The 21,793-nt window shown below is 72.6% G+C and carries 19 protein-coding genes and 1 pseudogene; 14 read left to right on the plus strand and 6 right to left on the minus strand.

The features are described 5' to 3' along the window. The first annotated feature begins 16 nt into the window (after positions 1–16). Positions 17–1,096, plus strand: a complete 1,080-nt coding sequence (locus O7628_RS12160) for an inositol-3-phosphate synthase (RefSeq protein WP_077935340.1) — start codon at positions 17–19, stop codon at positions 1,094–1,096. Positions 1,097–1,206: 110 nt separating this feature from the next. Here O7628_RS12160 and O7628_RS12165 read toward each other — a convergent pair whose 3' ends face one another. After that, positions 1,207–1,401, minus strand: coding sequence for a hypothetical protein (locus tag O7628_RS12165; RefSeq protein WP_278130428.1), 195 nt, complete (start codon positions 1,399–1,401; stop codon positions 1,207–1,209). Next, positions 1,398–1,685 (minus strand): annotated as a pseudogene (locus O7628_RS12170) (hypothetical protein). The gene O7628_RS12165 and the pseudogene O7628_RS12170 overlap by 4 nt, the downstream one beginning before the upstream one ends. Positions 1,686–2,326: 641 nt before the next feature. On the opposite strand from O7628_RS12170, the gene O7628_RS12175 reads away from it, so the two are divergent. Both O7628_RS12175 and O7628_RS12180 read left to right on the plus strand, forming a co-directional pair. Further along, the gene (locus O7628_RS12175; protein ID WP_278130430.1) at positions 2,327–3,181 is read left to right on the plus strand and encodes a helix-turn-helix transcriptional regulator; all 855 of its coding nucleotides are present in this window, start codon (positions 2,327–2,329) and stop codon (positions 3,179–3,181) included. A gap of 4 nt (positions 3,182–3,185) precedes the next feature. After that, positions 3,186–3,413 carry a DUF397 domain-containing protein gene (locus O7628_RS12180; protein WP_278130432.1) on the plus strand — a complete coding sequence of 76 codons (228 nt, stop codon included), beginning with the start codon at positions 3,186–3,188 and terminating at the stop codon, positions 3,411–3,413. A 241-nt stretch (positions 3,414–3,654) separates the two neighbouring features. On the opposite strand, the gene O7628_RS12185 is transcribed toward O7628_RS12180, so the two are convergent. Then, positions 3,655–4,140 (minus strand): methylated-DNA--[protein]-cysteine S-methyltransferase, encoded by a 486-nt coding sequence (locus O7628_RS12185; RefSeq protein WP_278130434.1) that lies wholly within the window; start codon positions 4,138–4,140, stop codon positions 3,655–3,657. A 131-nt stretch (positions 4,141–4,271) separates the two neighbouring features. Between O7628_RS12185 and O7628_RS12190 the strand changes: the two genes are divergently transcribed. Next, positions 4,272–4,793, plus strand: a complete 522-nt coding sequence (locus O7628_RS12190; RefSeq protein ID WP_074478218.1) for a SigE family RNA polymerase sigma factor — start codon at positions 4,272–4,274, stop codon at positions 4,791–4,793. Beyond that, on the plus strand, positions 4,790–5,923 hold the full coding sequence (locus O7628_RS12195; RefSeq protein ID WP_278130436.1) for a hypothetical protein: 1,134 nt from the start codon (positions 4,790–4,792) through the stop codon (positions 5,921–5,923). The genes O7628_RS12190 and O7628_RS12195 overlap by 4 nt, the downstream gene beginning before the upstream one ends. A gap of 35 nt (positions 5,924–5,958) precedes the next feature. Here O7628_RS12195 and O7628_RS12200 read toward each other — a convergent pair whose 3' ends face one another. Further along, entirely contained in the window at positions 5,959–6,726 is a 768-nt protein-coding gene (locus O7628_RS12200) for a hypothetical protein (protein ID WP_278130437.1), read from the minus strand. 360 nt (positions 6,727–7,086) lie between these two features. Between O7628_RS12200 and O7628_RS12205 the strand changes: the two genes are divergently transcribed. Beyond that, the gene (locus O7628_RS12205; protein ID WP_074478222.1) at positions 7,087–7,632 is read left to right on the plus strand and encodes a hypothetical protein; all 546 of its coding nucleotides are present in this window, start codon (positions 7,087–7,089) and stop codon (positions 7,630–7,632) included. Positions 7,633–7,668: 36 nt separating this feature from the next. Continuing rightward, positions 7,669–9,177: a flotillin family protein gene (locus O7628_RS12210; protein ID WP_074478223.1), complete on the plus strand. Its 1,509-nt coding sequence runs from the start codon at positions 7,669–7,671 to the stop codon at positions 9,175–9,177. Positions 9,178–9,371: 194 nt separating this feature from the next. Here O7628_RS12210 and O7628_RS12215 read toward each other — a convergent pair whose 3' ends face one another. Beyond that, positions 9,372–11,447 (minus strand): S8 family serine peptidase, encoded by a 2,076-nt coding sequence (locus O7628_RS12215; RefSeq protein WP_278130440.1) that lies wholly within the window; start codon positions 11,445–11,447, stop codon positions 9,372–9,374. A 237-nt stretch (positions 11,448–11,684) separates the two neighbouring features. Next, the gene (locus O7628_RS12220) at positions 11,685–13,145 is read right to left on the minus strand and encodes a CCA tRNA nucleotidyltransferase (RefSeq protein ID WP_278130442.1); all 1,461 of its coding nucleotides are present in this window, start codon (positions 13,143–13,145) and stop codon (positions 11,685–11,687) included. Positions 13,146–13,271: 126 nt separating this feature from the next. On the opposite strand from O7628_RS12220, the gene murJ reads away from it, so the two are divergent. The 7 genes from murJ to O7628_RS12255 all read left to right on the plus strand — a co-directional run bounded on the left by murJ (position 13,272) and on the right by O7628_RS12255 (position 21,789). Beyond that, positions 13,272–15,017: a murein biosynthesis integral membrane protein MurJ gene (murJ, locus tag O7628_RS12225; RefSeq protein WP_278130444.1), complete on the plus strand. Its 1,746-nt coding sequence runs from the start codon at positions 13,272–13,274 to the stop codon at positions 15,015–15,017. 500 nt (positions 15,018–15,517) lie between these two features. Then, entirely contained in the window at positions 15,518–17,122 is a 1,605-nt protein-coding gene (locus O7628_RS12230) for a protein kinase family protein (protein WP_278130446.1), read from the plus strand. Positions 17,123–17,165: 43 nt separating this feature from the next. Then, positions 17,166–17,939 carry an RNA polymerase sigma factor SigM gene (gene sigM, locus O7628_RS12235; RefSeq protein ID WP_278130448.1) on the plus strand — a complete coding sequence of 258 codons (774 nt, stop codon included), beginning with the start codon at positions 17,166–17,168 and terminating at the stop codon, positions 17,937–17,939. Then, positions 17,936–18,904 carry a hypothetical protein gene (locus tag O7628_RS12240; protein ID WP_278130450.1) on the plus strand — a complete coding sequence of 323 codons (969 nt, stop codon included), beginning with the start codon at positions 17,936–17,938 and terminating at the stop codon, positions 18,902–18,904. Before sigM ends, O7628_RS12240 begins: the two co-directional genes overlap by 4 nt. Positions 18,905–19,116: 212 nt before the next feature. Continuing rightward, entirely contained in the window at positions 19,117–20,070 is a 954-nt protein-coding gene (gene trxB, locus O7628_RS12245; protein ID WP_278130452.1) for a thioredoxin-disulfide reductase, read from the plus strand. 77 nt (positions 20,071–20,147) lie between these two features. Further along, positions 20,148–20,471, plus strand: coding sequence for a thioredoxin (trxA, locus tag O7628_RS12250; protein ID WP_043960991.1), 324 nt, complete (start codon positions 20,148–20,150; stop codon positions 20,469–20,471). Positions 20,472–20,619: 148 nt separating this feature from the next. Beyond that, positions 20,620–21,789, plus strand: coding sequence for an N-acetylmuramoyl-L-alanine amidase (locus O7628_RS12255; RefSeq protein WP_278130454.1), 1,170 nt, complete (start codon positions 20,620–20,622; stop codon positions 21,787–21,789). Positions 21,790–21,793 lie beyond the last annotated feature (4 nt).

A 21,793-nucleotide genomic window follows, 5' to 3' on the forward strand; every position in this document is an offset into this window, starting at 1 on the left:
GAAGGAGGCAGACGCTATGGGCTCCGTCCGCGTCGCCATCGTCGGTGTGGGTAACTGCGCCTCGTCCCTCGTGCAGGGCGTGGAGTACTACCGCAACGCCGACCCGAACGACCGCGTCCCGGGTCTCATGCACGTCACCTTCGGCGACTACCACGTCTCGGACGTGGAGTTCGTCGCGGCGTTCGACGTCGACGCCAAGAAGGTGGGCATGGACCTCGCGGAGGCGATCGTCGCCAGCGAGAACAACACGATCAAGCTCTGCGACGTGCCGCCGACCGGCGTCAGCGTGCAGCGCGGCCCGACCTTCGACGGCCTGGGCCAGTACTACCGCGAGATCGTCGAGGAGTCGGACGCCGAGCCGGTCGACGTGGCCAAGGCGCTGCGCGACGCGCAGGTCGACGTCGTCGTCTCCTACCTGCCGGTCGGCTCCGAGCAGGCCGACAAGTTCTACGCCCAGGCCGCGATCGACGCCGGCTGCGCATTCGTCAACGCCCTGCCGGTCTTCATCGCCTCCGACCCCGAGTGGGCCAAGAAGTTCGAGGACGCGGGCCTGCCGATCGTCGGCGACGACATCAAGAGCCAGGTCGGCGCGACCATCGTGCACCGGGCCCTGGCGAAGCTGTTCGAGGACCGCGGGGTGGAGCTGCTGCGCACCTACCAGCTCAACTTCGGCGGCAACATGGACTTCATGAACATGCTGGAGCGCAACCGGCTGGTCTCGAAGAAGATCTCGAAGACCCAGTCGGTCACGTCCCAGATCCCGCACGAGATGCAGAAGAGCGACGTGCACATCGGCCCGTCGGACCACGTGCCGTGGCTCGACGACCGCAAGTGGGCCTACATCCGCCTGGAGGGCCGCTCCTTCGGCGACACCCCGCTCAACGCGGAGCTGAAGCTCGAGGTGTGGGACTCGCCGAACTCGGCCGGCGTCATCATCGACGCCGTCCGGGCCGCGAAGATCGCCCTGGACCGCAAGATCGGCGGCCCGATCCTGTCGGCCTCGTCGTACTTCATGAAGTCCCCGCCGGTGCAGTACGCCGACCACGACGCGCACGCCGCCGTCGAGTCCTTCATCAAGGGCGAGGTCGAGCGCTGACGCGCTGACCCCAGCACGATCACGGAGGGCCGGGTCCGTCGGGACCCGGCCCTCCGTGGTTCGTTCAGGCCGGCATCCCCAGGTACGGCGACAGCCGCAGCGCGATCTCGTCACTGGTCGCCCAGCATCTCGAAAAACCCGGCGTCCTCCATGAAGACCCGCCGGGCGGCCTGCCGCGTCCACTCGTCGTGCGCGCAACGGTCGAGGTACGCCTGGACTGCCACTTCGACGGGCTCGCGCATCGAGCGGCGCTCGGCTTCGGCCAGCTCATGTAGCCGCTGCCCGACCTCGGGTCTGATCTTCATCGGTTGACTCCTCTGCTCGTCGACGGACTGGCGCGACGTACCCCCACAACCTGCCCCGGGTCGCGTTGGATGCGGAGCCCGTCCGGGCGTACAAAGATCGTCCGGCGCTCGACCGCCTCGCCCCGCGCGTCGAGCTGGTAGACGTCGATCCAGCACCAGCCGTGCTAGGTGACCAGGTCGTCCCGCACCCGGATCACCCGGGCCACGATCGGCCGGCTGACGAACTGGACGCTGGCGGCCCCGGTCACGTGGACCACGTCCCCGGCCCTGACCTCGGCACTCACGACCCGTACCGCCGCCACGCCCTGATCCGGGCCCGCGCCACCTCGACGGCGGGACAGCCATCCCCGTCGCGACACGCCCGGCACCGGCGGTGCCGGTGGTGCTCCAACACCAACCAGGCGGCCCGCACCAGCACCGGGAGCTTCCGCCCGGTCACGACCCCGGCCAGTTCTCGTGCAGCCCCATTCGTGCGTACCCCTCGCCGGAAGGGGCGGGCGCGCGGTCCGACGCCGCCGCGAGGGGGATTCGCGGCGGGGTCCGCGCGCCCGCCCGGCTCGACGCCGGGGGATGCGCTGTCGGGTCAGCGCACCCCCCGGCCGACAACCGAAGCGGTACGCACAATGCACGCGCGCCGGTGCCCGCTCGTGGCGGGCGCAGCGTGGTAGACAGTCGGGGAGTCGTACCCCCGGGACGCCGTCCAGCGCGATGTGTCTCCCGTTCGGCTCGTTCCCGGACCGGGGTGGGCATGCCGCCAAGCCGACCCACCCCGGTCCGTCCTACCTCGACCGTCGATCACCTTCGGTAACCACAGCCACACGCAGCATGCATGGCGAATCGCGATTACGCAAGATTGCGAATCCGCGTTTCTCGGACCATGCTTTCCTGCATGGCGGCGAAGGCTCAACGGGGCAAGGAGCACGGGATGGTCAACGAGCAGGCGGCGACGCTCCGGGCACAGTGGATCGGTCAGCAGCTCCGGGCGATGCGGGAGAGCTCCGGGCTGACGCTCAAGGACATGGGCGACTACATCAACCGGAACGCATCCACCGTGAGCCGGATGGAGTCCGGGACGATCCCGCCCCGGGTGCCTGAGGTGCTCGCCTACCTCGACCTGTGCGGCGTCGACGACTCGCGCCGGCGCGAGGACCTGAAGACCATGGCGCAGGATGCCTGGCAGAAGGGCTGGTGGGATGGGTTCAGCGCCAACCTCGCCGGGTCGCTGATCGACTGGATCTGGCTGGAGAGCCGCGCCACCGAGATCAGATCCTTCGAAATGGCCGTCGTCCCCGGCCTGTTGCAGACCCGCGCCTACGCCGAGGCCCTGATCCGAGCCTGGGACGACTCCGCCGACGACGAGCAGATCGCCCGTTTCGTCGAGGTGCGGATGCAGCGTCAGCAGCGGCTGGAGGAGCCCGAGCCGGTCCGGCTGTCCACGGTGATCGACGAGGGCGCCCTCCGGCGGGTCGTCGGCGGCCCCGCGGTGATGCGCGCCCAACTGGCGCACCTGCGAAAGGTGGCCGGCTGGCCGAACGTCGAGGTCATGATCCTGCCGGCTGGCGCGGGAGCCCATGCCTGCCCGGACGGCACCTTCGACGTCTTCCGGATGCGCCGCCCCTACCCGCCGGCCGGTTGCATCTCCACCGCCGTCGGGACTGTGGTCGTGGAAGGCGAGAAGGCCGAATCGCTGCACCAGCGCTACGATCGGCTGCGCCGGGCGGCGCTGCGCAACGGTGCCGCACAGCGGATCCTGTTCGATCTGGAAGCGCGTCTGGAGTGAGCACATGGCGAGCATCGGCGGATCGACCAGCACCGGGTTGCCGGTGGCCTGGCACGTCAGCACCCGCAGCGGCAGCGGCGGCGGCAACTGCGTCGAGGCGGGGCCGGTGCGCGACGGCAGCGGCCGGTTCGCCGTACGCGACAGCAAGGACCGCACCGGCCCGACGCTGCTCTTCCCCGCCGCCGACTGGACCGCCTTCCTCACCGGCCTCCGCGCCGGACGATTCGCCTGATCCCCATTCCCGCAGTTCCGAGATCTTGGAAGTTTCTGGCCCCTCTGGGGCCGAAATCCTCCAAGATCTCGCGGGATCCGAACGGCTGCGCCCGCCTGCCCATGATCGTCTGTCGTTTACAGGCACGACACGCCGTTCCTTCTCTCGGTAGACGTCAGACGATCATGGCCCCAGCCCAGGGTTGACCCTTTCGAAGGCAGTGGCACCACGAGTGGGCCGTGCTTCGACGCGTCTACAGCCGTCAGGACCAGGCGCGGCGCAGGGCGACGCCGGCCTCCAACTCCAGCAGCTTCACCTTGCGCGGCAGGCCGCCGCCGAACCCGACCAGCTTCGCCCCCGCGCCCACGATCCGGTGGCAGGGGACGATCACGGGGATCGGATTGCGGTTGCAGGCCACCCCGACGGCCCGCGCCGCCCCCGGGTCGCCGTCGCCGACCAGCCGGGCCACCTCGCCGTAGGTAGACGTCTCCCCGTACGGGATGCGGGTCATCTCCCGCCACACCGCGCGCTCGAACTCGGAGCCCCGGCGCGCCGCCACGGGCACGGTGAACTCGGTCAGCTCCCCGGCGAAGTACGCCCGCAGCTCGGCCACGGCCCGGCCGGACAGCTCGTCGCCGGGGACGTCGACGGCGCTCTCCACCCGCCCGAAGTGCGCGCCGCACACGGCGGCGTCGTCGGTGGCCACGGAGAACTCGCCGATCGGGGAGTCGAGCACGGTCCAGCGCACACCCCATTCTCCCCCGCCAGCGCGACGCGCCCCGACCCCGCCCACCCGGCCCACCAGCTCCGGCCCGATCCGCCCGCCGGGTGAGGCAAACTTCCGGTCCCGGCCGGCGTCTTGACCATCGGAGGTGGACGGTGGCTGAGGTGACCGACGGGGAGTTCACCGCGTTCGTCAACGACCGCGGCGAGGCCCTGCTGCGTGTCGCGTACGCCCTGGCCGGCAGCCAGCACGGCGCGGAGGACCTGCTCCAGAACGCGCTGGCCAAGGCGTACACGCGCTGGCCGCAGATCCGGGGCGACGCCGAGCCGTACGTGCGTCGGATCCTCTACCACGACCAGGTCTCCGGCTGGCGTCGGCGGGCCCGACGGCCCGAGGTGCCGCTCGACGCGGTGCCCGAGGTGCCGGCGGAGCGGGACAGCGGCCACGACGCCGACCTGCGGATGCTGCTGCGGGATGCCCTGCTGACGCTGCCGCCCCGGCAACGGGCGGTGCTGACCCTGCGCTACCTGGAGGACCTGAGCGTCGAGCAGACCGCCGCGCTGCTGGGCTGCCGGACGGGGACGGTGGCCAGCCAGGCGTCCCGGGCCCTGGCCAAGTTGCGCCGGCTCGTGCCGGCCTTCGCCGAGTACGCCGATCGCCCGGAGGTGTCCCGATGAGTTCCCCGGCCGAGGAGGCGCTGAAGGCGGCCGTACGTGATCTCGCCCGCCAGGCCCGGCCGGTGCCGGACCTGGCGGCCGGGGCGATACGGCGCGGCCGGCGGCTGCGGGCCCGGCGGCGGGCGGCGGCGGCAGCGGGCGCGGCACTGGTCGCCGTCGCCGCCGTGGCGCTGCCGTTCGTGCTGCTGAGGCCGGATTCGCCGGTCCGGCCGGCGGTGCCCGAGCCGACGGCCTCGGTCACTGCGACCCCGGAGCTGCTGCCCACCCCCGGGCCGAGCTGGAGCACGTCGCCGCTGGCCCTGCCCGGCGGCTGGGTGGTCACCGGCGCCGGTCGGGGCGGCTCCAACCAGGGCGGCTCAGGCTGGGTGCTCGACCGCAGCCAGGGCCGCTACCTCCCCGTCCAGGGATACACCGGGGTGTGGCCCGCGCCGGAGGGCACGCTCACCGCCCTGGCCGACGAGGACCGGCCCGGGGAGATCGGCCTGGCCGACGCGGCCCGACAGCGCACGACCTGGTTCCGGACCGGAGTGTGGCTCATGCAGCCGCAGTGGTCGCCGGACGGCCGCCGCCTCCTGCTGACCCTCCGGGCGGAGGGCGATCCGATGCGCATCGGTGTGCTCGACCCCGCCGGTGGGCTCGACGGCAAGGGCGCGCTCGACTCGTTCCCCGTCGACACCGACCGCTACTTCTGCACCGACTCCTGCTTCTTCACCTGGACCCGCGACGGCCGGGAGGTGGTGCTCCAGCAGACCGGATCGGGTGGGCCGCAGTCGGAGTCCGCCCGGCATCCCCGGCGGGGCGTGCAGCTCTTCTCCGCCGACGACGGCAGGCCGACCCGGTTCGTCGCCGTGCCCGGCGACCCGGCCGGCCCGTGGGCCTGGTCGCCCGACGGGCGGCTCGTGGTGGTGCAGGGCCAGCACGAGCCGCTGCTCGTCGAGACCGCCGACGGCCGGGTCGTCCGGGCCCTGCCGGCCGCCGATGCCGCCTTCGTCACCGACGACCGCCTGCTCTACCGCCGCCCGTACGGCGACCGGGACTTCGTGCTCGCCGACCCGACCGGGCGGGAGCTGGTGCGGCAGCCGCTCCCGCCCGAGCTGGTCGACCGGGCCGTCACCGTCGCGCCCGGTTGACGGGGCGGGCGCTCGGCACCGTGCCCGGCCGGCCGTCAGTTCCCGTAGGAGATGTTCCACTCCTTGCCGTCGAAGACGGCCTTGGCGCTGGTCATGCCGACGGGGTACACCAACTTGGCCGGTTGGGTGAGCTCGGAGATGTCCATCACCTCGCTGCTCGCGAAGCTGCCGAAGGCGAGCCAGTAGGTCGGTTTGGGGTCGAACTCGACCCCGAGGTTCGGCACCGTCGGCACCACGAACGTGCCGGCTCCCGACATTCCGATTCCCACGCTTCCCTGGTCGTCGTTGCCCGGCCCCGGAACGCTGTCGTCCTGCTTGATTATCAGGCTCCCGTTCTTACCCGACGGGCCGGTCGGGCCGAATTCGAAACCACCGTCGACGTAGGAGAGGCCGACCTGATTGTTCTGGGTCAGGTCGGCCGCCAGGATCTGGCCCGCCACGAACTGCGTCCCGGGGACGAGCGTGCCGACCTGCCCCCAGACGAAGTTGTAGTCGATGGTCCACTTGTATTCGATCGTCGTCGACGGGTGGCACATCTTCGACATCCAGGCGAGCGTGACCGCGTCGCTCGGAAGCACGGGGTTCTCCTGGAAGAGGATGGCATTCATGCCGTCCAGCGCGGAAGCGTTCGAAATCGTGACGCTGTAGCCGACGGCGTCCTTCTTCGCCCGGCTGTCGTGCGACGGGGCCCCGCGCGACGCCGCCCTCGCCTGGTCCGTGCGGCTGGTGCCGAGCAGGGCGGCGCCCAGGCCCGCGCCCAGCGCGGCGAGCCCTCCCCGGCGGCTGATCCTGATCTCTCTCATCGCTCCTCCTCGCGCACGACAAATTCCCCTGACGGCATCTCAAGAAAAGGAGAGGGGGTGTCAGGGTTTCGAATCAGAAGAATCTCACTCTTGATCGATTAAATTCGAGAGTGTCAATATGTTAAGTAGGAACTCCCAGCGATGGCAAGGGTTTACCCGCAGCACCATATGGTCAACTCCCGGCACCGCCGGGAATTGCAGATCCAGGAAGGCTGGTTTACGCGGTATCGCAGCGGAAGGTGCTTTGGGTGTGATTGGCCTCGGCGTCTCCGACGCCGCCGGACACCGCCGCCGGTTCCGGCCGGACCGGTGGGCCGGAAGAGCGCCGTCGCACCGGTTCACCGGGCCCCGGCACGCCGGATGACCTTGCACAGGGCGGCTACCGTGCAGGTCGTGGCCACCGGAACGCTCATTTTCCTGATCATCGGCGGGGCGGGCGTCGGCGTGCTGGCGCTGGCCCTGCTCGGCACCGAGCTGTTCCACTTCGCCCATCCCGGCGCCGACGGGCCGGTGTCCCTGGAGGCGGTCGCCGGGTTCGCCGGCGCGTTCGGTTTCGGCGCGGCGATCGTCAACGAGCTGCTCGGTGCGCGTACCCCCGGGATGGTCGCGGCGGCGGCGGCCGGCGGCGCGGTCGCGGCGGTGCCCACGGCGTGGGTCGCGGCCCGACTGAGCCGGGCGGCCCGCACCATGCGCACCGACCCCACGCCCACCCGCCACCACCTCGTCGGCGCGCTCGGCCTCGTCGTGACCCCGATCCCCGTGGACGGCTACGGCGAGGTCCGGGTCCGGGTCGCCGGCCAGCCGGTCAAGCTCAACGCCCGTGCCGACCGGCCGATCGGGATGGGCGAGCAGATCTTCGTGGTCGAAGCCCTGAGCGAGACCAGCGTGCACGTCGAAACCTACTGACCCCACCACCCTCCCCTGTCGCAGAGCGGAAGTCGCATGCCCCTTCTCATCGCCATCGGCGGCGCGGTACTCCTCGTCGTCGTGCTCATCCTGTTCGTGCTGTCCCGGATCAAGGTCGCCGGGCCCAACGAGGCGTTCATCGTCACCGGCCGCAAGGGCCGGACCACGCAGACCGCCGACGGCGGCCGGTCCACCGACAACTCCGGGCAGAAGGTCGTCCTCGGCGCGTCGGTGTTCGTGCTGCCCGTGGTGCAGAAGATCCAGTCGCTGGACCTGTCCAGCCGTCGCATCGACGTCGGCATCAAGGGCGCGGTCAGCAAGCAGGGCATCCGGGCAGACCTGCACGGCGTCGCCATCGTCAAGGTCGGCGGCACCGAGGACGCGATCCGCGCCGCCGCCCAGCGCTTCCTGCACCAGCAGGACGAGATCGACAACTTCACCCGTGAGGTGCTGGCCGGCGCGCTGCGCTCGATCGTCGGCCGGCTCACCGTCGAGGAGGTCATCCGGGACCGGGCCGCGTTCGCCAGCGCGGTCGCCGAGGAGGCCGAGCACTCGATGACCAACCAGGGGTTGGTGCTGGACACCTTCCAGCTCCAGGACATCGTGGCGGAGGGCTCGTACCTCCAGGACCTGGGGCGGCCGGAGGCGGCCCGGGTGCTCAAGGACGCGGCGATCGCCGAGGCCCGGGCCCGGCAGCAGGCCGAGCAGGAGCGGCTGCTCGCCGAGGAGGCCATCGCCGAGGCCAACCGGAACCTGTCGCTCAAGCAGGCCGCCATCCAGGCGGAGATCGACGCGGCGAAGGCGAAGTCGGCGGCGGCTGGGCCGCTCGCCCAGGCCGAGCGGGACCAGGCGATCCTCTCCGAGCAGCAGAAGGTGGCCGAGCGCAACGCCGAGCTGAAGCAGCGCCAGCTCGACACCGAGGTGCGCAAGCCGGCCGACGCCGCCCGGTACAAGGTGGAGCAGGAGGCCGAGGCGGCCCGTAACGCGGCGGTGCTCAACGCCGACGCGCAGCGCCAGGCCACCATCGCCGCCGCGCAGGCCGCCGCCGAGCAGTCCCGGCTCACCGGTGAGGGCGAGCGGGCCCGCCGGGCCGCGCTGGCCGAGGCGAACGCCATCGAGGGCGCCAAGGAGGGCGAGGCCGAGCAGCGCCGGCGGTCCGCGATCGCCGAGGCCGTCGAGCGGGAGGGCCAGGCGGAGGCTGCGGCCATCCTGGCCAAGGGCCAGGCCGAGGCCGACGCGATGGCCCGCAAGGCCGAGGCGTTCGCCGCGTACGGGGAGGCTGCCGTGCTGGACCTGCTCGTCCGGGTGCTGCCGCAGGTGGTCGAGGCCGCCAGCGCGCCGATCGGCGCGATCGACAAGATGACCGTCATCTCCACCGACGGGGCGTCGACGCTGACGAAGTCGGTGGCGAGCAACGTGGCGCAGGGCCTCCAGCTCGGCACCGACCTGACGGGCATCGACCTGGCCGGCCTGCTCGCCAAGCTCGGCGCGGCGCGCAACGGCTCCGAGGCGGCCACCGTGGACGGCACCGCCGTCGACCGCTGACCCTCTCGTCCGGCGACCCGTTGCCGGCCGGGCCCGTCGTGGGCCCGGCCGGCTTCGCTTTCGGGTACGGGCACCCGGCGGGTTCCGGCATCCGGAGGGGTACGGGTGTCCGGCTCGCGGGGCAACGGCCGACGCCCGCCGGACCACCCCGGTGGGGGCGGTGCCGACGGGCGTCGGATGTGGTGCGGGGCCGGTCAGGCGAGGCCGATGGTGAACTGCTCCCACGAGCCGACCGAGGTGCTCTTGGCGATCAGCGGCTTGCTGCCGCCGCTGTCGGCCTTGACGATCTTGCTGTTCGCGTTCGCGTACAGGTGGACGGTGCCGTCCGGGTGGTGCCACCCGACGAAGAACGCCTCCCAGTCGCTGATCGCGCCGGCCTTCGCCAGCAGCGGCTGGGAGCCGCCGCTCTGCGCCGTCACGTACTTGTTGTTGACCAGCGCGCGGAAGGCGACCCAGCCGTAGCCGAGGTCGACCAGCTCGTACTTCTCCCAGGAGCCGACCGAGGTGCTGCGGGCCAGCAGCGGCTTGCTGCCGCTGCCGTCGGCCGCCACGAACTTGCCGTTCGCCTTGGCCTTCACGCTGACGATCGGGTTGGGCGCCTCGAAGTCGAACTTCTCCCAGGCACCGATGCTGGCGCTCTTGGCAAGCAGCGGCTTGCTGCCCGCGCCGTCGGCGGCCACGTACTTGCCGTTGACCTGCGCCTTGAGGCTGATGCTGCCGTCGGTGTTGTTGACGAGCGCGAACTTCTCCCACGCGCCGATCGCGGTGCTCTTGGCGATCAGCGGCTTGCTGCCGCTGCCGTCGGCCGCGACGTACTTGCCGTTGGCCTTCGACTTGAGGGCGACCACCCCGCTGCTGACGGAGACGACGTCGAACTTCTCCCACCCGCCGAGCTGCCAGCTACGGGCGATGAGCGGCTTGGAGCCGCCGCTCTCGGCCACGACGAGGGAGTCGTTGACCCGGGCCCGCAGGCCGACGTTGGTGCGCGCCACCGGGGCCGCGCCCACGTGCGCGAGCCGGTCGATGCTGCCCGCCGGGCCGAGCACCGCGCCGGAGACGCCGTTGGTGACGACGGCGTTGCGCACCTGCTGCGGGCTCCAGCCCGGGTTCTGCGCGAGCAGCTGGGCGGCGATGCCGGCCACGTGCGGCGCGGCCATCGACGTCCCGTTGATGGTCTGCGTCGCGGTGGTGCCGCCGATCCACGCCGAGGTGATGCCGACGCCGGGGGCGAACGTGTCCAGGCAGGTCCCGTAGTTGGAGAAGCCGGCCATCATGTCGACCCGGTCGGTGGCGCCGACGGTGATGGCGGCCGGCGCGCGGGCCGGCGAGTGCAAGCAGGCGTCGTCGGCCTCGTTGCCGGCGGCGACGACGTAGGTGATGCCCTCGCCGATGGAGGTGGCGATCGCGTCGTCCAGCACCGGGTCGACGTCACCGCCGAGGCTCATGTTCGCCACCGCCGGCTTCTGGGCGTTGGTGGTCACCCAGTCGATCCCGGCGACGACCCCCTCGGTCGTGCCGTAGCCCGAGCAGTCGAGCACGCGCACCGCGACCAGGTCGACGTCCTTGGCGACGCCGTAGGTCGTGCCGCCCACGGTGCCCGCCACGTGCGTGCCGTGGCCGTTGCAGTCGGCGGCGTCGCCGCCGTCGACCGCGTCGAACCCGGAGCTGGCCCGGCCGCCGAAGTCCTGGTGGTTGACGTTGATGCCGCTGTCGATGATGTACGCGGTGACGCCGCTCGACGACGGGTACGTGTAGGACTTGCTCAGCGCCGGGGTGGTCTGGTCGATCCGGTCCAGGCCCCACGAGGGCGGGTTGGTCTGGGTGCCGCTCGCCGAGACCTTGCGCACCGGCTCGACGTACGCGACGTCCGGGTCGGCCGCCAGCCGCTTCGCCTGGGCGGGGGTGAGCTGGGCGGAGTAGCCGCGCAGGGCGCCGGTGAAGACCTTGCGCACCGTGCCGCCGTTGGCCTTGGACAGGGCCTTGACGGTGCTGCGGGTGGTGCTCGCGCTGGCCTTGCCGTTCTTGAGCTTGACGATGTAGCGGCCCGGCACGACGCCCTTGGTCGAGGCGTCACGCGCCTGCGACCGCTTCGGCGCGGTCAGGTTCGGCCGCACCGGGTTGCCGGCGGCGTCCAGGCTGGACGCCGCCACGCCGGCCGCATCCGGGCCGGGCTGGGGGGTCGGGTCGGCCATCGCCGCGCCGGTGGTGGTGGCGAGGGCGATGGAGGTCGCGGAGGCGAGGGCGAGCCCGGCCACCGCAGAGCGGCGCATTACGCCACGACGTGTCAAAGAGATCTCCCCGTTGCAGCATCGACCGTCCGCCTCGGACGGCCGAGAACAATGAATCCGGCCTCACACTGAAATGGACAGGAGGCCGCGATGATGTTGCATCATCATGGACGTTGGTCGAACGGAATTACCTCAGCCGATCGGTCGATACGCTACCGTCGCGTCGTCAGTTTCCCGACAGGCCACGCCGGCGGGCCCCAGGTCCGCAGGCCCCCGTGATCAGCCGCCGATGCCCTGTTCGCGGGCCCAGCGCAGCAGCTCCGCCTCGGCCTCGTCGCGGTCCAGCGGGCCGCGCTCCAGACGCAGCTCCTTGAGGTGCTTCCAGGCCCGGCCCACGACCGGCCCCGGCGGCACGCCGAGCAGCTCCATGATGGCGTTCCCGTCGAGGTCGGGGCGGACCCGGGCGAGGTCCTCCTCGGCGGCGATCCGGGCGATCCGCTCCTCCAGCGCGTCGTAGTCGGCCGCGAGGGCCGCCGCCTTGCGCCGGTTGCGGGTGGTGCAGTCCGAACGGGTCAGCTTGTGCAGGCGGGCCAGCAGGTCACCGGCGTCGGTGGCGTAGCGGCGCACCGCCGAGTCCGTCCACTCGCCCCGGCCGTACCCGTAGAAGCGCAGGTGCAGGCCCACCAGCTTGACCACCTGGGCCGTGACGTCCTTCGGGTAGCGCATGGCCTTCATCCGGGCCTTGGTCAGCCGGGCGCCGACGACCTCGTGGTGGTGGAAGCTGACCCGGCCGTCCGACCCGACGGCCTTGGTGGCCGGCTTGCCGACGTCGTGCATCAGCGCGGCCATCCGCAGGACGAAGTCGCACCCGTCGGTCTCGTACGACACGGCGTTGGCGACCACGGTGAGCGTGTGCTCGTAGACGTCCTTGTGCTGGGCGTGCTCGTCGATCTCCAGCTTCAGCCCGGTCAGCTCGGGCAGGAAGCGGTCGGCCAGGCCGGTGTCGACCAGCAGCCGCAGGCCGGTGATCGGGTCCGCGCCGCAGAGCAGCTTGGTGAACTCGTCGCGGATCCGCTCGGCGGTGATCCGGTCCAGGTCGGCGGCCATGCTGGTCATCGCGGCACGCACGTCGGGGTGCACCGCGAAGCGGAGCTGGGCGGCGAACCGGGCGGCGCGCAGCATCCGCAGCGGGTCGTCGCCGAAGGACTCGGCGGGGGTGCCGGGGGTGCGGATCACCCGGGCGGCGAGGTCGTCGAGGCCGCCGTGCGGGTCGGTGAACCGGTGCGCGGGCAGGCTCACCGCCATCGCGTTGATGGTGAAGTCGCGCCGCCTGAGGTCCTCGGTGAGGCTGGTGCCGTACTCCACGACCGGGTTGCGGCTGACCTGGTCGTACGCCTCGGCGCGGAAGGTCGTGATCTCCAGCCGCAGCCCGTCGCGCTGGCAGCCGATGGTGCCGAACTCGCGCCCGGTCTCCCAGATCGACTCGGCCCAGCCCTTGACGACCCGCAGGGTCTGGTCGGGGTGGGCGTCGGTGCAGAAGTCGAGGTCGTCGCCGAGGCGGCCGAGCAGGGCGTCGCGCACCGATCCGCCCACCAGGTGCAGCTCGTGGCCGGCGTCGGCGAACCGGCGGCCCAACTCGTCGGCGACCGGCGAGACGCGGAGCAGTTCGGCGACGGCGTTGCGCTGCGCGGCGGTGAGTTCGCGGCGGTCGGCGGCGTGGGGTGCGGAGGCTTCGGACATGGGATCGCCAGCCTATCGGTCGGGTCGGGGGCCTGATCCGCCGGGCGCGGGTAGGCAGCAGGTGTTGACTATGGTCATGGTGTGCGGGCCGGTGCCCGGCTCCGACGTACCCCTGGGAGGCTGGAGATGAGCGGCGGTCTCTACCGCAGCGCGAACGCCGCGCAGGGCGGCGGCCGGCCCCCCGGCGACGACGCCACCTTCATCTCGGCGGAGCCGCTGAACCAGCCCGCGATCGAGTCGACCGCGCCGCCGCAGGAGCAGGTCGCCGAGGCCAGCGCCGCGACGAACAGCGCGGTGATGGCGATCGGCAGCCTGGTCAGCCGGGGCACGGGCTTCCTGCGCACGCTGGCGCTGACCGCCGCGCTGGGCGGGGCGCTGGTCGGCGACGCGTACACCACGGCGCAGATCCTGCCCGGGATGGTCTACGAGTTCCTGCTCGGCGGCATCCTCACCAGCGTCCTGATCCCGGTGCTGGTGCGCCGCCGCAAGGCCGACGCGGACCAGGGGCAGGCGTACTCGCAGCGGCTGCTGACGCTCGCGGTGCTCACCCTGGCCGTCGCGGCGCTGCTGGCCGTCCTGGGCGCGGGGCTGCTGACCTCGCTGTACGCGAGCGACAAGTCCAGCGGCGACTACCAGTCGCTGGTCACCGACCTGTCGTACCTGATGCTGCCGATGATCTTCTTCACCGGCCTCAGCGCGCTGATCAGCGCGGTGCTCAACACCCGGGGGCACTTCGCCGCCCCGATGTGGGCGCCGATCCTGAACAACATCGTGGTGATCGCCACCGCCGGCCTCTACATCGCCATCTTCGGCGCGGAGATCGTCGAGCCGGAGCAGATGACCACCGGGCGGATCCTGCTGATCGGCGGCGGCACCCTGCTCGGGGTGGCGATCCAGGCGGCCGGGCTGCTGCCGGCCCTGCGCAAGGTCGGGTTCCGCTGGCGGCTGCGGTTCGACTTCCGGGCCCTGGGCCTGGGCGAGCTGGGACGGCTCGGCGCGTGGATGTTCTGCTACGTGGCGGTCAGCCAGATCGGCCTGATCGTCCTGTTCAACCTGCTCAACCGCGCCGGCCGGGAGAACGCCGCCGGCCCGCTGATCTACAACAACGTCTTCCTGCTGCTGATGATGGCGCACGGCATCATCGCGGTGTCGATCATCACGGCGCTGATGCCCCGGATGAGCGCCGCCGCCGCCGACGGCCGGTACGCCGACCTCGCCGCCGACCTGTCCCGGGGCACCCGCACGGTCACGGCGGTGCTCGCCCCCATCGCGGTCTGCTACGCGGTGCTCGCCGGCCCGCTGTCGGTGACGCTGTTCCGCTACGGGGCGTTCAGCGACGAGAACGCCACCGCCACCTCGCTGGTGCTGCTGGTGGCGGCGCTGGCGCTGGTCCCGTTCGCGGTCAGCCAGTTGTTCACCTTCGCCTTCTACGCGCTCCCGGACACCCGCACCCCGGCCCTGATCAACATCCCGGTGGTGGCGCTGCGGATCGGCGTGCAGATCGGGCTGTTCGCCGCCTTCTCCGCCACCTTCGCGGCGGCAGGGATGATGATCGGCAACGCGGTCTCCTACCTGGCCGCCGCCGTGTTCTCCGCGCTGCTGCTGCGGCCCCGGGTCGGCCGGATCGGGCTGGGCGCGATCATGCGTACGCTCGGCAAGGTCGTGGTGGCCGCGCTCGGCGCCGCGCTGGTCGGCCTGCTGGTGGTGAACCTGTTGCCCGGCGGCGACACGCTGAGCTGGCCGCAGGCCGTGTTCCGGCTGGTCCTCGGTGGGGCGGTGATCGTCGGGACGTACCTCGGGCTGGCCATGGTCCTGCGGATCGGCGAGATCACCGAGGTGGTCGGGATGGTCCGCCGCCGCCTCGGCCGCTGACCGCCGCCCCGCCGACCGGGCCCGCCGACTCGGGCCTCTCCGACCGGCCGACGCCCCCCGTCGCGTCGGGCGCTCCGACCGGCAGACACGGAGCGTGATCGAGGATCACCAGGCTGGGGACAGCCCTGTGGATAACTCAGCGATTCGCCGGTCAGCAGCCGTAAGTGCCTGTGGACAACCAACCGTAAGGCTGAGCATGGCGGGCCGTTCGGCGGGGAATCCCCCGTCACCACCCGGACGCCACACCGGCGTGGCCCCTGCAACGACTACTTGCCGTCAACCTCTAGATTGGCTAGTACATGTGCCAGCAACGCGGCCGACAACGGTCGTAACCGGACAGGCGCGGCCACTCCCGGCACCTCAGCCGGGTACGCCGGGAAGATGACATGTCGGGGAGGCCGGCAACCCGGGTAAGGTCGCTCTCGACGGGTACGGCTGACCCCCGGCGCTCCGCGTCGAGACCGTCGGCCGGTTCCTCAACAGGCAGAGCGGGAAGCCAGATGCCCAGCAGCGCGGGTCCATCGATCGACACGATCACCGAGGGAGGACGGGTGACCCAGGTCGGCGAGGGTCAGCAGGCGGAGGAGAGCGCTCCGCCGATCATGACCTTCGGTGCTCCCACGGCCGGTGAGATCCTCGCCGAGCGGTACGAGCTGGTCGAGCACATCAACAACGACAGCGCGGGCCGGCTGGTCTGGCGCGGGGTCGACGTGGTGCTGCGCCGCCCGGTCGCGGTCGTGCTGCGCTACCCGGGCGGCGACTCGGCCACCGAGATGCTCCAGGCGGCCGTCGCGGCCAGCCGGGTGATCCACCCCAACCTGGTCGGCGTGTACGACGCGATCGACGAGGCCGAGCGGGCGTACGTGGTCCGCGAGTGGGTCGACGGGCGGTCCCTGCGGGAGATGGTGGCCGACGGCCCCCTCGACCCGGGCCGGACGACCGCGGTCGGCAACGCCGTGGCCAGCGCCCTGGCGGCCGTGCACGCCACCGGCATGGTGCACGGCAACGTGCACCCCGGCACCGTCATGATCAGCGACGAGGGCCGCGTGGTCCTGGCCGACGCCCGCACCGATGGCGCGGACAGCCAGGAGAACGACGTCCGCGCGATCGGCGGCATCCTCTACTTCGCCCTCACCGGGCACTGGCCGCACGCCGAGGCCCCGCTGCACGGCGCCACCGCCGGCCACGGCCGGGCCGCGATCCCCGACGCCGTCCGCGACGCCAGCGGCGCGATCGCCGCGCCCCGCCAGGTCCGGGCCGGCGTGCCTGCCTACCTCGACGACCTCACCATGGACCTGCTCGACGCCGGCATCGCCCCGCCGCCGTCGGACGTGCTCTCGGCCGAGTTGGCCCGCCTGGACATCCCGGTCGAGGACGACACCTACCTGGAGCCCACCGGCCCGCTGCGGTTCGCCGCCGACAACGGCGAGGAGCCGTCGCCGCTGGCCTCGGTCGCCGGGCGGAAGGTCGCCGTCGGCATCGCCGGCCTCCTGGCAGTCGCCCTCGTCGGCCTGCTCATCGGCATCAGCGTCCTCGGCAACGACGAGGACACGCCGCAGACCGAGCCGGTGGCCCGGCCGTCCAGCAGCGCCCCGGCCACCGAGGCCACCCCCGCCGCCGCCGTACGCAAGCTGTCGGTGACCGAGGTCCGCATCGTCGACCCGGACAGCAAGCTCCGCGACGAGCTGGGCGGCGCCGAGAAGGTGATCGACGGCGATGCGGACAAGGGCTGGGACACCGACACCTACACCCGGTCGAACTTCGGCAACACCAAGAGCGGCATGGGCGTCTGGATCGACCTCGGCGAGGAGCGCACCGTCAAGTCGGTGCAGGTGAGCCTCTCCGCGACCGGCGCCTCCGCCCAGCTCTTCGCGGGCACCGTCGACCCGCCGCCCACTTCGTCGGGCGACAAGGAGCTCTTCAACAACTACAAGAAGAACCCGATCGGGCAGCCCTTCGAGCAGCACGACGGCACCACGATGACCTTCAACGGTTTCGACGCCGACGCGAAGTACCGCTACCTGCTGTTCTGGATCACCGAGCTGCCCCCGAACGACCGGGGCTACCAGATCGGCGTCCAGGAGATCACGGTCCAGGGGTCGTGAACCGGGGCCCGGTGACGGGGCACCGCAGCGATCGGGCGCGGTGATGGACGGTCACGACGAGCGCGCCAGCGACGCCGACCTGCTGCGCGCCCACGTCGCCGGTGACCGGGACGCCTTCACCGAGCTGTTCCGCCGGCACCGGGACCGGCTCTGGGCCGTGGCTCTGCGGACCCTCGGCGACCGCGAGGAGGCCGCCGACGCCCTCCAGGACGCGCTGCTGTCCGCCCACCGGGCGGCGGCCCGGTTCCGGGGCGACTCGGCGGTGACCACCTGGCTGCACCGGATCGTGGTGAACGCCTGCCTCGACCGGATCCGCCGTCGGCAGGCGCACCCGACCGTCCCGCTGCCCGACGGCACGCACGGCGTCGACGGCCACCCGTCGACCGGCGGCGCGGAGCCCGCCGCCCCCGTCCAGGACCACGACACCGCCCTGGTGGTCCGGCAGGCGCTCGCCGAGCTGCCCGTCGAGCAGCGGGCGGCGCTGATCCTCGTGGACGTGCAGGGCTACCCGGTGGCCGAGGTGGCCCGCATCCTCGACGTCGCCGAGGGCACGGTCAAGAGCCGCTGCGCCCGGGGCCGGGCCCGGCTCGCCGTGGCGCTCGGGCACCTGCGTACGGGCGCGCTGCCCGACACCCCGGCGGGCGACGCCGCGGGGGCGGGTCGACAGCAGGGCCCGGCCGTGCGGCTGGCCTCGCCGCGCGCCGGTGCCGACGGCCCGGACGTGCCGGCCGTCACCCAGGGGAACCCCCGGTCGACCGACGGCGTCCGATCAGGGTCGGGACGCTCCCGGCGCGTCGCCAACCAGGAGGACTCGTGACTGCCGGGGGGTTCAGGGAGGTCGACCTCGACCTGCTCGCCGACTACCTCGGCGGCGCGTTGGACGGCACCCCCGACGAGGCGGTCGTGGCGCGGCTCGTCGCGGAGGACCCGGCCTGGGCCGGGGCCCACGACGCGCTGGCGGCGGCCCTGGCCCCGGTCGGCGACGCCCTCGCGGCCTGGGCCGGGCCGGCACCACAGATGCCGCCGGTCGTCGCCGACCGGATCACCGCCGCGCTGGCCGGCGCCGGCCCCGGCACGCCCGCCGGTGCCGCCGACCAGCCCGACCGGGCGGGCCTCGCCGACCAGGCCCGGCTCGGCCGGGTGCCCGCCCAGCCCACCGGGGGCACGCGGCGGCCCGCCGGTGGTCCCGGCCCGACGACCGGCCGCCCCGGCGGTCGCGGGCGACGGTGGGCGCGGCTCGCCGGGCCGGTGGCCCTGGCCGCGGCCTCGGTCGTCGCCGTCGGATTCGGGCTCAACCAGGTGGTCGGCGGCAGCGACCAGAGCGGCGGCGCGGCCGACCGGGCGGTCAACGCGCAGGCGGAGTCGGGCGGCGGCGGGTTCACCCTCGCCGGCACGCCACGACGCTCGGGCACCGACTGGACGCCGGAGTCCCTGGCCGCCGGCGGCCGGTTGTCTCCCGCCAGCGAGCCGCCGAGGTCGTTCGGGGCGGGGCCGGACGCGCCGGCCGGGGGCGACGACGGCGAACGGCTGCCGGCCGTCGGCGGCCTGGGCCGGCTCACCGGCACCGGCGCCCTGGCCGACTGCCTCACCGCGGTCAGCGCCGAGCACGGTGCCGGTCCGCTCACCGTCGACCTCGTCGACTATGCGCGCTTCCAGGGCGCGCCGGCGCTGGTAGTGCGCTTCGTCGACCCGTCCGGGGAGCGCTGGGCGTGGGTGAGCGGCCCCGAGTGCGGGGTGCCCGGGTCCGGTGCCGACACCCGCTACCGGACGCGGGTAGGGTGAGGCCGCCGCCGGCCCGGCGGGCCTCCACCGGCTGCGCCTGATTCACCTCTGCCGTTCTTCCACGTGACGTGACCCACCGGATGACCGGCTCGGGAATCCCCACTTCGTACGATGACGTTCTGCAAGTCAGTAGTCGGCGTCCGCGCGGCGTCGACGCTCCGACCGGCATCGGTGCGCGTGCCGATGGCGACCACACACATCGGGAGACGGCAGTGGACGAGGTCCGCAACCTGATCATCATCGGCTCCGGGCCGGCCGGTTACACGGCGGCGGTCTATGCCGCGCGCGCCAACCTCAAGCCCCTGGTCATCGAGGGCGTGCAGTCCGGCGGCGCGCTGATGACGACCACCGAGGTGGAAAACTTCCCCGGTTTCGCCGACGGCATCCTCGGCCCCGAGCTGATGGACAACATGCGCAAGCAGGCCGAGCGGTTCGGCGCCGAGTTCCTCACCGACGACGTGACCCGGGTCGAGCTGACCGACACCGGCAAGATCGGCTCCGCCGCGGTGAGCACCGTGTGGGTCGGCGAGACGGCCTACCGGGCGAAGGCGGTCATCCTCTCCACCGGCTCCGCCTGGCGTCCGCTGGGCGTGCCGGGCGAGCAGGAATACCTCGGCCACGGCGTGTCGTCCTGCGCCACGTGTGACGGCTTCTTCTTCCGCAACCAGCACATCGTGGTCGTCGGCGGCGGCGACTCGGCGATGGAGGAGGCCAGCTTCCTCACCCGGTTCGCCGAGTCGGTCACCATCATCCACCGGCGCGACTCGTTCCGCGCCAGCAAGATCATGGCCGAGCGGGCGCTGGGCAACGAGAAGATCAAGGTCGAGTGGAACAGCGTGGTCGAGGAGGTCCTCGGCGACGACGGCAAGGTCACCGGCGTCCGCGTCCGCAACGTGCACACCGGGGAGAGCAAGGTCCTCGACGTCACCGGCGTCTTCGTGGCGATCGGCCACGACCCGCGCAGCGAGCTCTTCCGGGGCCAGGTGGAGCTGGACGACGAGGGCTACGTGAAGGTGCAGGCCCCCAGCACCCGCACCAGCGTCCCGGGCGTGTTCGCCGCCGGTGACGTGGTGGACCACACCTACCGGCAGGCCATCACCGCGGCCGGCACCGGCTGCGCCGCCGCCCTCGACGCCGAGCGCTTCATCGCCACGCTCGAAGGCTGAGCGCCGTGCCCCGGGCTTCCCGGGCGGCGCACCGAAACGACTGAAGGAACACATCGCAAGACCGTAGGAGGGTCATAGTGGGAGCGACAAAGGCGGTCACCGACGCGAGCTTCGCCGTCGACGTGCTCAAGTCCGACAAGCCGGTGCTCGTCGACTTCTGGGCGGAGTGGTGCGGCCCGTGCCGCAAGGTCTCGCCACTGCTTGAGGAGATCGCCGGCGAGATGGGCGACCAGGTCAGCATCGTCAAGCTCAACATCGACGAGAACCCGGAGACCGCGCGCGCGTACCGGGTGATGTCGGTGCCGACCCTGACCGTGTTCAAGAACGGCGAGCCGGTCCAGTCGATCGCCGGCGCCAAGCCGAAGGGCGAGCTGGTCAAGCTGATCCAGTCCGCGCTCTGACAGCCGCCGTGCGAAACCCCGCGTCCGTTGGGCGCGGGGTTTCGCGTTTCCCGGCCGTGACCTGCGCGGACACCGCCACCTCGGCCCGCCCGACCGCATAGCCTCAACCCGGGAGCCGCCGGCCGGCGACCCTGCGAAGGGGGCGAGCGTGCGTCCGATCCGACCCGGTGACCGCGGACCGGCGGTGCGCGAGATCCGCGCCGTCCTGACCGGTCTCGACCTGCTCGCGACCGGGCTCCCGGCCGGCGACGAGTTCGACGCCGACACCGAACGCGCCGTGCGGGCGTTTCAGCAGTCCCGGGGCCTCAGCGTCGACGGGCGGGTCGGCGCGGAGACCTGGCGCGCCCTGGACGCCGCCCGCTGGCGGCTCGGCGCGCGCACCCTCTACCACGCGGTGCCGGAGCCGCTGACCGGCGAGGACGTCCGGTCGCTCCAGGAACGCCTGCTGGAGATGGGGTACGACGTGGGACGCGCCGACGCCATCTACGGCGTACGCACCTCGCGGGCGGTGGCCCAGTTCCAGCGCGAGATGGGGCTCAAGCCGGACGGCTCCTGCGGCCCGCAGACCATGGGGACGCTGCGCAGGCTGGGGCGGAAGGTGGTGGGCGGGCGGCCGCAGTGGCTGCGCGAGTCCGACGCGATCCGGCAGGCCGGCCCGACCCTCGTCGGCCGGACCGTGGTCGTCGACCCGGGGCACGGCGGCACCGATCCCGGGGTGGTGGTGCCGGACGGCCCGCTGCGCTGGACCGAGGCCGACCTGGTGCACGACCTGGCCAGCCGGTTGGAGGGGCGACTCGCGGCGGCCGGCGTGCGGGTGCAGCTCACCCGGGGCCCGACGCCGCAGAGCTGCCTGCCGGACGCCGAGCGGGCGCACCTGGCCAACTCCCTCGGCGCCGACGTGTTCATCTCGCTGCACACCGACGGGCACGCCAACCCGGAGGCCGAGGGGGTCGCCACCTACCACTACGGCACCGGCAACGGGGTCACCTCGGCGACCGGCGAGCGGCTGGCCGGGCTGGTGCAGCGGGAGATCGTGGCGCGCACCGGCCTGCGGGACTGCCGTACGCACGCCAAGACGTGGGAGCTGCTGCGGCTGACCCGGATGCCGGCGGTGCGGGTGGAGGTGGGCTACCTGACGTCGCCCACCGACCGGGCACGGCTGGTCGACCCCCGGTTCCGGGACCGGCTGGTCGAGGCGATCGTCGCCGCCGTCCAGCGCATGTACTTCCCGATCGAACGGGACGTGCCCACCGGCTCGATCGACGTCAGCGCGCTGCGCGCGGCGGTCGCCGCAGGCCGCCGGGTGGGCGCGAACTGAGCCG

Source organism: Micromonospora sp. WMMD956, assembly GCF_029626125.1.
Classification (GTDB): Bacteria; Actinomycetota; Actinomycetes; order Mycobacteriales; family Micromonosporaceae; genus Micromonospora; species Micromonospora carbonacea.